This is a genomic window from Terribacillus halophilus, assembly GCF_900162685.1.
GTDB lineage: Bacteria > Bacillota > Bacilli > Bacillales > Amphibacillaceae > Terribacillus > Terribacillus halophilus_A.
Genome location: NZ_LT727828.1, coordinates 886,997 through 899,944, shown reverse-complemented (window position 1 = coordinate 899,944; position 12,948 = coordinate 886,997). Strand labels below are relative to the sequence as shown.

General features: G+C 43.3%; 12 protein-coding genes. 4 read left to right on the top strand and 8 right to left on the bottom strand.

Annotated elements, in window-relative coordinates; all coding sequences use genetic code 11:
* Window positions 1-69 precede the first annotated feature (69 nt).
* From B1K52_RS09000 to B1K52_RS08975, 6 genes are all read right to left on the bottom strand, one after another.
* Window positions 70-978: a hypothetical protein gene (locus B1K52_RS09000; RefSeq protein ID WP_077307441.1), complete on the bottom strand. Its 909-nt coding sequence runs from the start codon at window positions 976-978 to the stop codon at window positions 70-72.
* Window positions 979-1,040: 62 nt separating this feature from the next.
* Window positions 1,041-1,847 carry an alpha/beta fold hydrolase gene (locus B1K52_RS08995; RefSeq protein WP_077307439.1) on the bottom strand — a complete coding sequence of 269 codons (807 nt, stop codon included), beginning with the start codon at window positions 1,845-1,847 and terminating at the stop codon, window positions 1,041-1,043.
* Window positions 1,848-1,849: 2 nt separating this feature from the next.
* Window positions 1,850-2,047, bottom strand: a complete 198-nt coding sequence (locus tag B1K52_RS08990; RefSeq protein ID WP_077307437.1) for a hypothetical protein — start codon at window positions 2,045-2,047, stop codon at window positions 1,850-1,852.
* A gap of 92 nt (window positions 2,048-2,139) precedes the next feature.
* Window positions 2,140-2,550: a hypothetical protein gene (locus B1K52_RS08985; protein ID WP_077307435.1), complete on the bottom strand. Its 411-nt coding sequence runs from the start codon at window positions 2,548-2,550 to the stop codon at window positions 2,140-2,142.
* Between the two features lie 402 nt (window positions 2,551-2,952).
* Entirely contained in the window at window positions 2,953-5,604 is a 2,652-nt protein-coding gene (locus tag B1K52_RS08980) for an MMPL family transporter (protein ID WP_077307433.1), read from the bottom strand.
* On the bottom strand, window positions 5,601-6,047 hold the full coding sequence (locus B1K52_RS08975) for a MarR family winged helix-turn-helix transcriptional regulator (protein WP_256855879.1): 447 nt from the start codon (window positions 6,045-6,047) through the stop codon (window positions 5,601-5,603). Before B1K52_RS08975 ends, B1K52_RS08980 begins: the two co-directional genes overlap by 4 nt.
* Before the next feature lie 422 nt (window positions 6,048-6,469).
* Here B1K52_RS08975 and B1K52_RS08970 point away from each other — a divergent pair, with 422 nt between their 5' ends.
* The gene (locus tag B1K52_RS08970; RefSeq protein ID WP_077307431.1) at window positions 6,470-9,121 is read left to right on the top strand and encodes a beta-glucosidase; all 2,652 of its coding nucleotides are present in this window, start codon (window positions 6,470-6,472) and stop codon (window positions 9,119-9,121) included.
* Window positions 9,122-9,180: 59 nt separating this feature from the next.
* The gene (locus tag B1K52_RS08965; protein ID WP_077307429.1) at window positions 9,181-10,626 is read left to right on the top strand and encodes a glycoside hydrolase family 30 protein; all 1,446 of its coding nucleotides are present in this window, start codon (window positions 9,181-9,183) and stop codon (window positions 10,624-10,626) included.
* A 314-nt stretch (window positions 10,627-10,940) separates the two neighbouring features.
* Here B1K52_RS08965 and B1K52_RS08960 read toward each other — a convergent pair whose 3' ends face one another.
* Complete coding sequence (locus B1K52_RS08960) at window positions 10,941-11,486, bottom strand: PadR family transcriptional regulator (RefSeq protein WP_077307427.1); 546 nt, start codon at window positions 11,484-11,486, stop codon at window positions 10,941-10,943.
* 50 nt (window positions 11,487-11,536) lie between these two features.
* Between B1K52_RS08960 and B1K52_RS08955 the strand changes: the two genes are divergently transcribed.
* Both B1K52_RS08955 and B1K52_RS08950 read left to right on the top strand, forming a co-directional pair.
* A complete protein-coding gene (locus B1K52_RS08955) occupies window positions 11,537-11,998 on the top strand; it encodes a DUF3237 domain-containing protein (RefSeq protein WP_077307425.1) in 462 nt (153 codons plus the stop codon).
* Window positions 11,999-12,011: 13 nt separating this feature from the next.
* On the top strand, window positions 12,012-12,500 hold the full coding sequence (locus tag B1K52_RS08950; RefSeq protein ID WP_077307423.1) for a phenolic acid decarboxylase: 489 nt from the start codon (window positions 12,012-12,014) through the stop codon (window positions 12,498-12,500).
* Between the two features lie 38 nt (window positions 12,501-12,538).
* Here the strand turns inward: B1K52_RS08950 and B1K52_RS08945 are convergent, their stop codons facing one another.
* Window positions 12,539-12,895, bottom strand: coding sequence for a nuclear transport factor 2 family protein (locus B1K52_RS08945; RefSeq protein WP_077307421.1), 357 nt, complete (start codon window positions 12,893-12,895; stop codon window positions 12,539-12,541).
* Window positions 12,896-12,948 lie beyond the last annotated feature (53 nt).

Here is a 12,948-nt window from a genome sequence, read left to right as displayed (position 1 = left end):
AAAAAACGAACACAAGCAAATTCTTATAGTTGAATTCGCATGTGTTCGTTTTTTTTGAACCTTTTACCCTTATATTTTCTGCAGCTTTCCGAAGGATTCATTTGTGGCGTGATATCCACTCCCTTTGCCGGTAAACCTCCCCAGCTCTTCTTCTTCCTCTTCGGTTGCTTCTCCGCGGATAGATAGGAAGTAAAGTATGCTAACGTCTACATCTTTATCTTCTCCAGCTCCCTCTGTCTCGCTTTGATGCGTACGAAGTTCTTCTGCATCTGCTTCCATGCCCCATTTAATATGGTGATACAAGTTTTCGAACGTTCTTTCTGCTGCCGGGGCAATATTTTCAGCCATGTATTCTTGTTTTATATGATCAAGGTCATGCTTGCTGATAAACTCAACAAAGTCCTTTCCATCACCATACTGGAAGAATTCTCCCCATATCTGAGGTGTGCGTTCACCTAATTGGAAAAGCATCAAATACTTAACTTCAAACCGCTCTCTTTCTTCGGCATGGCGCTCTCCGCGTTCTGATGCATCCTCTGTTATTTCACCATCAAAGAAACGAAAACAAAAATCCTGGTATTCTTCATCAAATCGACGCATTACTTCCCATAGACGGTGAACGTCCTTGTCAAACAGTTCTTTGCTGCGAAAAATGGATGCCAGCAAAAAGAAGCGGAACATGCCGCGGAATTGGGTGTTAATTTTAGATTGGCTCCAATCATAATTTTCCTGCCGAAAAGCGTCATTGATCTTTTCCAAGTATGATTGATCCAATGCATCTTTGAGATGTCCAACATGTTCTTCGTCCACTAAAGCAGTAGGTCTTACTTTCAATGTATCCCACTCCAGCTTCAGCTGTTCCCGGTGCCGATCGGCATTTTGCATCGGCCGTTTTCGCGCCCCCGTATTATAAAATATAGCGACACCAATCAGTATGACAGCAACGCTAATCCCGATTATAGTCAATACACTATTCAACTTTTTTCCTCCTGCCTACTACAAATAGAGCTGACGTAACCTGTCAGCTCTATTATCTTCCTTTAATCTTGCAATACTCGTAATAACTCTGAATTGAATTTTTCTTTTTCATCGAACAACAGTCCATGACCACTATGCTCAAATGGAATAACAGTTGAGTTCACAATTCCGCCTGTTATTTCATTGGCAAAATCAAATGGGCAAATTTCATCTTTCTGTCCATGGAAGATATAAGTCGGTGCACTAATATGCACTAATTCGTCGCGTAGATCTTCATCGCGCAATGCTTCCATTGCTTGAATCGTCCCGTGTCCGCTTGCCACAAGACCGAGATGGAAGAACCACTTCATAAATGACTCGGAATGTTCCTGGGCGAAGAACATTTCTCCAAAATTATGCAGCGTTTTAGGTCGGTCTGTTTGCAGCTGGGCAATCATATCATCTGCTTCTTCTTTCTTCATGCCAAACGGATAAGCATCACGCTGTGTAAATACAGGAGCTGCTGCGGACAGTAATAGAAGTTTATCTACTTTTGCAGCACCGTATTTATTTGTATAACGGATAGCAATCGGTCCGCCCATAGAAAAACCGACTAAGACGAAATGGTCTAACCCGAGGTGCTCGACTACTTCATGAACAGCCTCCGCTTGTGCATCATATGTGTACGTATTCCACGGTTTATCTGATTGTCCGAAACCAAGCAAGTCAATTCCGATAAAGCGATATCCTTGCTTTGGCAGTTCATTCATTTGATATTCAAACATCTTATGATTTACCGGCCAACCATGCAGAAATACAACTGGTATGCCTGTTCCGATGTCTTCTGCGAAAATAGTATGTCCTGTTCTTGTTTTAATGTGATGACCCATGATTAGCTCTCCTCACTATTATAATCTCGTTCTCTTGGTTCTTTCTTTTCTCTTGCTCTTAACTCACGGAATAAAAAGAATGCTCCTGTAACACCGGATAGTACAGTGAGTATCAGAAACACTGTATAGGCGGTGAAGGCAAAGAGCAGTAAAAAGCCAAGCGCCAGGATAAAGAATCCAAAGTAGCCAGCCAGCTTCATATAGCCTCACCCTTTCCTGCAGTCTAGTAGGTATATACCCGCTAGACGCCTTTTTTAAGCAAAAGAAAAAAGCATGCCTCTTTTTCGCATGCTCAATGCGTATGCATTAACACGCCTTCTGAATTCATGAATGCAATCTCCAGCTCAATCTCCCGATTGATATCATCTTCTAAATCATGCGCTTTCAGTACATCCACTGCCTCTTCTTTTACTTCTTCCCAAACAGGCAGCATCGTATGATCAACTGTTTCCACTTCTATTTGGATACGCAGGCTGATAATGCCCTCTGGCTCAAATCCAGCACCTAATACTTCATACGTATCATAAACAGCAAGTTCCTCAACCGCTGTATCATTCACTTCTTTTAATGCATGACGAATCATGTCTTTATGCACCTCATTATACGGAACAGGATGAGTAGAGCGATCAGTGAAGAAAAAAAGCAGCCCAGCCATCACCATCGTCCCAGCTAGAACAAGACGCAATCCAAAGCTTCGTTTCATCCGCATACCTCCATTCCCTGCTACTATATGCTAGCAGACACAGAAACTTGTCCATAAAATAGAATAGGAAAAGTAACAACAGTATACAGAGAAGATTATTTTTTTATTGGAGAAGGTGCTGTGTTTCTTCTTACGCTCGGGTAGGTTTCACGTAACGTAAATTAGCGCAGGAAATACACGGAGACTCCCGCGGGAGGAAGGCTAGGGGAGACCCCGCAGTGCGTTTTTTGCATGAGGAGGCTCACCAGCCGCCCGCAGGAAAGCGGAGTGTATTTCCGAAGCGGTGCTCTCATCTTAGTTTCTTTCTAATGCAAAAAGATCCAAACCATACTGCTATAAACCGCAGTATCATTTGGATCTTTAACTAGCTAAAAACATTCTGCTCTCAGCCTCTTAGTTCTTTTATTCGTCATCCCGCTTCCGTTTAAACGGCCACCAATTCAGCTCACCAAGTGTGACAGCGATAGCTGGGATAAGCAATGGCAGAATAACCAGTCCGTACAGAAGCAGACCGATAATAATAACAGTAGCAACTTCTAGCAGTGTTAATACACCAGATGGCATCATAGCAGCGAATGTACCTGCCAAAATGATTGATGCGGTAATGATAACCGATCCCATCTTCTTCATCGAGTGAATCATACCTCCGTTCAAGTCGTCACGCGCTTCTTCCGTGAAACGATCGAGCAGGAAGATTGAATAATCCACCCCGAGAGAAATAAGAATAACAAAGCTAAAGAATGGTACCGCCCAGCTTACACCTGCGTAATCCAAGCCGTTCACAAAGATTAATTCTGTAATGGATATTGCAGTGTAGTAAGTAAGCAGCAAGGATCCAATCATGTACGCCGGAATAATCATAGAACGGAATAGCAAGGTTAAAATGAGGAACAAGCCAACCATCATAATCACCATTGTCCGAGAAAGGTCCGTAGTGGACAGCTCCTCTAGATCAGCGTTCGTACTTGTAACGCCCACATAAACAATTTCTGCATTTTCATACGGTGTACCTTCCACTTCTGCACTTACACGTTCTTTAATCGTATCCAATGTACGGATTGCTTCCTCCGAGTACGGATCTGCATCCAAGACGACATCAATGGTGACACCTTCCCCATCATTGAACGCATACGTATCAATGCTTTCTTGGAAATCACCTTCTAGCGCATCTTCCGGAATATACATCCCTGTATCACGCACAGACTCACTGTCACTAATCGCTTGCAGTGTATCCGCAGCTGTTGTTAGTCCGTCGGAAACTTGCGTCAAACCTTCATTTGCAGAACCAACACCATCAGCCAGCTGCTGCAAGGAATCTGTTAGTGTGCCAACTTGTTCTTGCTGTCCTTGCAGTTGCGTATTCGCCTGTTCAAGACCAGCTTGAATTTCTCCTAGTTGTTGACTGATTCCTGTCAGCTGAGCAGATGCCTGCTGCACATTACCTGTTTGCTGCAGCTGCGTTGAAACTTGCTGTAATGCTGTATTGACTTGCCCCAGACCTTCTGTTGCTTGAGAAAGCCCACCGCCTGAAGAGCCGCCAGCATTACCTGCTTGCCCAGTTATTTGGTTCAATCCATCTTGAACCTGTGTCAAACCATCTTGTACATCGCCAATTCCAGTAACAGCATCATTGATACCGTCAGCAATTTGGCCGTTCTGAGCGTCTACATACAAGTCGTCAATTTTATCACCTGTCGGCTGTGTTGCTGTCCGCACTTTTTCAACATGATCAATTTTGTTGATTGCATCACTCAACGGATCAAGATAAGGCAATGTATTGCTTGTAGTGAGATTTTCATCATCTTTGATGACGATTTGAATCGGCATTGCTTCGCCTTTACCGATTGCATCACCAATCGCATTTAGCCCTTTAATTGACTTGTAATCACTGCTAATTTCCTCTGTTGAGTTAAAGGAAACTTGTTCGTCATAAGTCAATACAAACGGAACCGTAATCACAGCTGTTATGGCCAAGAACAACACCGGTCTGGCAACTGAGTGGCGACCAAGGAAATGCCAAAGCTTATTGTCTCCATGAGAAGCTGCTTTTTTCGAAGGCCAGAATAACTTCTCTCCTAGCGTTACCATAAATAGCGGCAGCACCGTTACAAGAACGATCAGCAGAACAGCGACCCCGACTGCCACACCTACAGCAGACTGGAAGATCGCAAATTTAGCAAAGAAGATGGACGCAAATCCTACAAACACTGCTATTGCACTAATGAGCAGTGTACGTCCAGCAGTCCGGTAAGCTGTAACAGTTGCCTCGACCTTACCATGCCCGTTCGCCAGCTCTTCTCGGAAACGGCTCAGCAGCAGGATACAATAATCGGTACCAATACCGAACAATATCGCGACTAGGAAGGTCTGTGTAAAGGTAGAAATCGGGAAGTCCAGTGTATCCACTAAGATTGCCAGAATGCCCTGACTAATCAAATACGTTATTCCGACCGTAATTAATGGTACAAACGGCGTTACAATGGAACGGAATACGACTAACAGAAGCCCTACAATGATGAAGACTGTAATCAGCTCTGTTTTCTTCAAGCCATCTTCAGATGTATTAGCGAAGTCTTGGTTGATTAACGACGCGCCAGTTACATATGCAGTTGTGTCTTCTGGAACAGCTTCATAAATTTCATCTGCAATTTTTTCTATTTCTTCATCTGAACCTTCTACCGTTATCGGCATCATGACAGTCTTTTTATCTTCAGATGTCATTTGATCCTGAATGTCTTGGTTATCAGTCAGCGGTGTTGTAATCTCGTTTACACCGTCAATTTTTTCAACCTTATCAATAACTCCCTGTATCATTTTCTCGCTGTCTTCATTTAATGCTTCATCAAGCACAAACACAGCACTTAACGAGTTGCTGTTCTCTCCGGCATTTTCGAGAATCTCGCTTGCCCGGATTGAAACAGCATCCTCTGGCAGCTGCGTTTGCCCTTTTTCAGAGGCAAGCTGCGTCAAATTCGGCGAGAATATAGTTAATCCTATCGCAAGCAAGAGGACTACAACTGCAATGAGCCACTTAAAACGAATAATTGTTCTCAAGTTTCCTTCTCTCCTTTTTTAAGCTGTTCTTTTACATCGGTGAAAATGCGAATAAATGCTTCGACATCCTCGCTGCTAATATTCTGGAAGAGCGTGCAAAATTCATCATAGATTGCTTCTTCTGCTTGTTGCAGCATGCTCTCCCCTTCTGCAGTAATTTCAACAAGCTTTGTTCGTTTATCTCTCTCTGAATCAATCCATTTTACAAACCCCTTTTCATGCAGCTTTTTCAAACGATTGGAAATTGCACTTTTATGTACTTGCTGCACAATTGCCAGATGACCAGGAGAAGCAGGGCTGGATAGGCTTAGGAATTTTAGCAGCTCTACCTGCTGTGGTGAAATATGCTGGAAGATATCATGTGAGGTGCGTTTATGAAAAACCTCTGTGGCCATGAAGGATACCTCATGGAACAAATCAATTGCATCCTTTAATCTGTTCAAAATCGTTCACCCCCTATACCAATGTAGTTTATACCCTAAACTACTTACGGTCAATCCTATTTACCTAAAAAAAATTACAAATTCCCGGGATATCAATTAGAAGATCATGATAAACAATTTTTAAGGACGTAAGGTGCAGGTAAAACAACGTACGCACCAAGAATCAGTCCACTTTTATCCAAAAGGTAGGCTATTATGCCGGAAAGAATATATTGCCATTACAGGGAGATTACAAACATCCGCAGCACGTACTGTATTTATACAAGAATTCTCCTTTTGATAGTGTATAAGTCGCTCAAATTACTAAAAGTGAAACAAATAGTTTCGCTTATTTCCTTATGATTCCCGATTCCGTAGCATTAAACAAGGAACAGACGCCGCCACGTCTGTCAGCCATTATATTTTAAGGAGTGGGTATTATTTTGCATAAGCTTAGACGCTTACCTATTATCGGATTTATTGCTGTACTACTAGCGGGTCTGCTTGTTCTTCCATTCCAAGCATTCGCAGCTGACACGTCAGCTAAACCTTGGATGGATGAGAACGCATCCCCAACAAAACGAACAAATCTGTTATTAGATGCCATGTCATTGAAGGACAAGGTAGATCTTATTACAGGAAACGTAAACAATTATTATGGCTTTTATAACAAAGCTATGGAGAAATACGCTATTCCTGCATTGAAAATGGCAGACGGTCCTGCCGGTGTCAGAATTGCCAATCCAGATATTCACAACAAACAATCTACTGCAATGCCAGCGCCAATCGCACTGGCTGCATCATGGGATACAGAGGCAGCAGAAGCTTACGGAGATGTGCTCGGCAGCGAAGCCTTCAACACAACACATAATGTCTTGCTTGGACCTGGCTTGGATATTGCGCGTAACGCATTTGGCTCCCGCAACTTCGAATCACTAGGTGAAGATCCATTGCTGCAATCTCGTATAGCCGTTCCTTACATAAATGGAATACAAGATAATCATGTCATGGCAACAGCCAAACATTATTTGCTGAACAACCAAGAAACACTTCGATTCACCAACGACTCACAAGCAAGCGAAAGAGCCATCAACGAAATTTATGCTCGCCCGTTCGGAGCTGCAATTGAGGATGGAGAGCTAAGCAGTGTGATGTGTGCTTTCAATAAAGTAAATACAGTAACAGCTTGTGACAGCAAAGAGCTAATGACAGACTTGCTTCGCGACCAGCTTGACTTCGACGGCTTCGTCATGAGTGATTACGGCGCCAACTTGAGCACTGTAGAATCCATCCAAGCTGGACTGGATCTTGAAACACCAGGAGAGCCATATGGCAAATGGGGAGAGCAGCTTCTTCAAGCTGTAAACGATGGCCGCGTTAGTGAAGATACAATTAATACAAGTGCTTTCCGTTTGTTGTATCAAATGTTCGATAAAGGACTGTTTGATAACCAAACAAAGAACAAGCAAATCGACACAGCAGCTCATGGCCAAATTGCCCGTGAAATTGCAGCTGACAGTATGGTCCTGCTGAAAAATGATAAGAATGCATTACCTATTGAAAAAAACACTGATTCTATTGCTGTTATCGGTCCAGATGCAGATAACGCCTCTGCTGCAGGCGGCGGTAGCTCTCTTGTTAACCCAACGTATACAGTAAGCCCGCTTGAAGGGATTAAGAATCATGCAGGAGATGATACAAAGATCAGCTACACAGCTGGTACCGATCCTATTAGTGCTGGAGATGTCATGCCAGGACCAGACGCTGTTCCATCTTCCCTGCTTCATCCATCTTCAGAGACGGAACAAAATGGACTAAAAGCGGAATATTGGACAAATACGAACTTCGACGGAAACCCGTCGCATGAACGGACCGACCGTCAAGTGAATATGAATCTTGGTTTCTATAACTACGAAGGCTTTAATGCACAGTCAACGAAACTGGAAAAACTGCCGACCGACTTGAACGGGATGATGTCTGCCCGCTGGACAGGTGTGATCGAGGCACCAGCTGATGGCACGTATAAACTGTCCACAACAAGCTTTGGGACAAGCGAGCTTTACCTTGATGGCGAGCTGCTCGTTCAAAATGCCGGTGAAACGCTTGGTACAAAATCTGTTGAAGTCGAGTTGAAAAAAGGTGAGCAACACGACATAAAAATCGAGTACAAAACAGATTATCCGAAAGAAGGCGGCCGCGATTACGGCGGTCAGATACGATTTGGCTGGGAACCTGCCAATGGCGCTGTAGATAGCCAAATTCAAGAAGCAGTAAAAGCGGCGAAAAAAGCCGATAAAGCTGTCATCGTAACTCGTACGTATGATAGTGAAGGATATACAGACCGTTCTGATATGGAACTAGCAAACAATCAGCAGCAGCTTATTAAAGAAGTGGCAAAAGTAAATCCAAACACAATCGTTGTAAACGAAAGCGGCATTGCCATTGAAATGGGCGATTGGGAGAAAAATGTAAAAGCAATTGTCCAAGCATGGTATCCTGGTCAAGAACAAGGGAATGCTATTGCGGATGTACTATTCGGACAAGTTAATCCTTCTGGTAAACTCCCAGTGACATTCCCAGTAGATGAAGATACAACACCTACAAGTGCTGCAAGCCAGTTCCCTGGAACAGACGGTGTAAATAGCTATTCAGAGGGTGTATTCGTCGGCTATCGCGGTTATGATAAACAAAATCTGAAAGTCGCATATCCATTTGGATACGGACTGTCTTATACAGACTTTAGTTATAAAAACCTTCATAGCAAAGTAAAACAGAAAAAAGGCGACACATCGATTGAAGTAAAACTTCATCTTCGTAACACAGGAGATGTAAAAGGCGCTGAAGTTGTCCAAGTGTACGCTGGACAATTACCAACAAACGCTGTCGAAACGCCAGAAAAACAACTGGCTGGTTTCGAAAAAGTAGAACTGAAAGCTGGTAAACAGCAGCCTGTAAAAATCAAGCTTGATCCAAAAGCCTTCTCTTATTATGATGAGGAAAAGAATGAATGGGTAATGCCTTCTGGTGAGGTGCCAATTTATGTTGGCAGCTCGTCCCAAGACACCCGTCTCGAAGGTACAATCACTCTGCCATAACAAAACACTGAAAACATCCTGCAGATTTCCTGCAGGATGTTTTTGTAAAGGAGATACAGATGAATAAACTTCTATTCTTTATCTTGCTTGCACTCTGTCTATTCCTGCTGTTACTCCGTTTAGAAAATACACCTCCTGTCGCGCACAGCTGGCTGACAACTGGGGATGAACGGCATCTTCTTGAAAAACAGTCGGACAGGCTCTTACAAGACAAAAAGCAGCACATACAGACAATAACCATTGATAAGCACAAAACTTATCAGCAGATGGATGGCTTCGGTGCCGCAATGTCCGGCTCGAGCGCTTACCTGCTTTCAAACAAACTTTCCAGTCAAGCACGTGACACGCTTTTCGCTGATTTGTTCTCAGAAAAAGGCATTCATTTATCTTTTCTTCGTCATACAATTGGTTCCTCAGATTACAGTGTCGATGCTAATGGAAATCCAGCAACCTATACATACGCAGATCAGCAAGGTCCGCCAGAAGAACCGCTGCGTTATTTCTCTATCGCGCGTGATCAAACTGTTATAACTATGCTGCAAAAAGCAAAACAGCATAATCCCAGCCTGCAAATCATGGGCACACCGTGGACTGCCCCGCCATGGCTGAAATACGGCGAGCAGACATGGAATGGCTTCTATCTGGATTATACGAACCAAAACACCTATCAAATTTATGCGGACTATTTCGTTCAGTATCTGAAAGCTTATCAGCAGAAAGGACTGCCAATTAACTTTTTATCTGTCCAGAATGAGCCTTTATTTTCTACAGATGCTTATCCAAGTATGACAATGAATGCAGCCGAGCAGCAGCACTTTATCCAAAACTATCTTGGACCGGCCTTGCAGAAAGCTGACTTAGACCCATCGATCCTGGCTTATGACCATAATTGGGACAAAGGTAAACCCTATGCAGAGACAGTGTTAGACGGCGCTTCCGCATACACAGCAGGAACTGCCTTTCACTGCTATGCGGGAGATCCTGAAACCGGCAGCGACGTGCATGAGCTTCATCCGAAAAAAGGGATTTACTTTACCGAATGCAGCGGCGGTGCGTGGAGTAAGGATTTTGGCAACAACTTAAGCTGGCTTATGGACAAGGTCATAATTGGAGCAACGAGGAATTGGTCGAAAACGGTACTAATGTGGAATTTAGCGTTAGATGAAAAAAACGGTCCTACAAACGGCGGCTGTTCCAATTGTCGCGGTGTTATTACCGTTAACAGTCAAACGGGAGCTATAAAGAAAAATGTGGAGTATTACGCACTCGGTCATCTCAGTAAGTTTGTTCAACCTGGCGCAATACGCATTAGCAGCACCCAGCTGCCAAACATAAATACAGTTGCTTTTTATGATAAAGAAACAGAAGAAATCATATTGCTAGCAGCGAACACCAGCAGCAAAAAGGAGAAATTCCAACTAGCCGAAGGGGAGCATTATTTAACATACACGCTGCCCCCTCAATCAGCAGTTACATTAACTTGGGAAGCGTCTGGGACAAAATAATAGTAAACAATTTTAAAAACGAACGATTACTTTTAGTATGCGGTGCTCAGGCGGCCGCTTCGGCAGAATACTTCGCTTTCCGCGGGCACGGCCTCAGCCTCCTCGCGGAAATTTCACCGCTGTGGGGTCTTCGACTCGTGCTGTTCCCGTTGGAGTCTACGTATTCTGCCTACGCTAATGTAGTTTTCTAGACGACTCTGATCACCTTGAAAATAATTGTATGCTGACATGCCATTGGAGCGATTCTTGTCCACTGTGTGGAAAGAAGCTGCCGAAGAAAGGCGTCCTCTTTCTTCATAACTTGACTATTTTCATCATTCCATCAACGCTAAACTCCGCTCCAGCCATTGTATATAACCTTTCTCTCGTTCAATGGCTCTGGTAAGTACTAAATAATGGCCAAATTCGGGAGAAGAAAAATGCATGGGGGCTTTTTGTTCTGCTTCTAGTTCTGTTAGGATTTGCTCCAGTTCTTCTAGCTTACGCTGCCGGCTATTTAATTGGTTCGAAAATAACTGCTGTGCTTCTTGCTTGTCCATTGCTGCGATGAAGTAAGTCTTTAACATAAATTCATCTTTGTGAGAAACGTTAACTGCTTCTACCTGTTGGATCCATTCCGTTAACTCTGCTATTCCTTTGGCTGTTAAACTGTACAGTTTCTTTTCCAGCTTTTCCCCTTGAATTACTGTTTCAAATTCAATTAATTCTTCCAGCACTAGTTTCTTGAGTTCCGGATAAATCTGGCTGTGTTTGGCGCTCCAAAATTGTCCGAGTGCTCCTTTAAAAGCTGCTGTAATATCGTAGCCAGTCATTTTCTCTTGTTCCAGCAATCCTAGAATCGCAAATTTTAATACACGCATACACGGTCTCCTTCTTGATGATTTGACAGTAGCATAACATCTATAAAGGGATGTACAAGATGAAGCCTGATTTAGAGAAGATTGCTACACTCACAATCGATGTAGCACAACCAGTCAGCGCTGGCCAAACAGGACTTGGTTTACGACGGTTGATTCCCATTGAATCCGGAACCATTACAGGCAAAATTGAAGGACGTATTTTGCCTGGCGGTGCCGACTCGCAAATCATTCGCCCGAACGGACGTACAGATTTGTCTGCTCGTTATCTGATTGAAACAGAAGATGGGGACATTATTTATTTAGAGAATAACGGCATACGCCAAGTCGATACTGCCTATCGCAAACGCGCTGCCCAAGGAGAAATCATCCCGCCGGAGCATGTGTATTTTCGGACAGTCCCGGTTTTTGAAACCGGCAGCGAAACGTACAACTGGCTGATGGACAAGATATTTATCGGGGCAGCAACACGACTGGAAAATCAAGTATTGGTGGAAGTTTATCAAGTAAATTGAGGAGGAATAAAACATGCAAGAATTTATTGGAAGTCATATGATTTATACGTATGAAAACGGCTGGGAATATGAAATGTATATCAAAAATGAAGATACAATCGATTATCGGATTCATAGCGGTATGGTTGGCGGACGCTGGGTGAAAGATCAGAAAGTCGATCTGGTTAAACTAACCCAAGGTGTCTACAAAGTTTCTTGGACTGAACCTACTGGCACTGATGTATCATTAAATTTCATGCCAAACGAGAAAAGAATGCATGGTATCATCTTCTTTCCTAAATGGGTGCATGAACATCCAGAAATTACAGTCTGCTATCAAAATGACCATATTGACCTTATGCATGAATCCCGTGAGAAATATGATACGTATCCGAAACATGTAGTACCGGAATTCGCGGATATCACATACCATCACCAAGCTGGTGTGAACAATGAGAAAATTGTGGCTGAGGCACCTTATCCCGGCATGACAGACGACATTCGAGCAGGGAAATTGCAATAAACTATAGAAAAGGCGGTCTGCTAAAACGCAGCCGCCTTTTATGTTTCCGCTGGTGTTCCTTGGTGGAAAAGCATCCGCCAGCCTCCTGGCTGATAACGCCAAATGGAGCTGCGCAGGTGTTCATGACCAGAAGTTGTGTCGTACGTCCGAAATGTGGCTAGAACGGTATCCTCAGACAAAACGCGCACATTAAAATCTTTTATATCGAGCTGAACAGAACCCAAACCGTCTGCTACGAGGTCTTTCTTTGTGACACTGCGGCCTGACGAGCCGTGCTCGAGGAAATCATCTGTTAATAGATTACTAAACGCGTCAGTAGATAATCTTGTTTCATCTGCCAACAGCAATCTTTCCATTTTAAGAATTGTTTCTTTTACTTGCAGCTGTTCATCCATGTTTCTCCCCCTTCCTTTCCTACAATAATACGCTTACGTCTAATCTATGAAAA

Excerpts from the sequence above, each read along its gene's own strand:
- B1K52_RS08995 (WP_077307439.1), bottom strand. The coding sequence starts at position 1,847 with ATGGGTCATCACATTAAAACAAGAACAGGACATACTATTTTCGCAGAA.
- B1K52_RS08990 (WP_077307437.1), bottom strand. The coding sequence starts at position 2,047 with ATGAAGCTGGCTGGCTACTTTGGATTCTTTATCCTGGCGCTTGGCTTT.
- B1K52_RS08985 (WP_077307435.1), bottom strand. The coding sequence starts at position 2,550 with ATGAAACGAAGCTTTGGATTGCGTCTTGTTCTAGCTGGGACGATGGTG.
- B1K52_RS08965 (WP_077307429.1), top strand. The coding sequence starts at position 9,181 with ATGAATAAACTTCTATTCTTTATCTTGCTTGCACTCTGTCTATTCCTG.
- B1K52_RS08960 (WP_077307427.1), bottom strand. The coding sequence starts at position 11,486 with ATGCGTGTATTAAAATTTGCGATTCTAGGATTGCTGGAACAAGAGAAA.
- B1K52_RS08955 (WP_077307425.1), top strand. The coding sequence starts at position 11,537 with ATGTACAAGATGAAGCCTGATTTAGAGAAGATTGCTACACTCACAATC.
- B1K52_RS08950 (WP_077307423.1), top strand. The coding sequence starts at position 12,012 with ATGCAAGAATTTATTGGAAGTCATATGATTTATACGTATGAAAACGGC.
- B1K52_RS08945 (WP_077307421.1), bottom strand. The coding sequence starts at position 12,895 with ATGGATGAACAGCTGCAAGTAAAAGAAACAATTCTTAAAATGGAAAGA.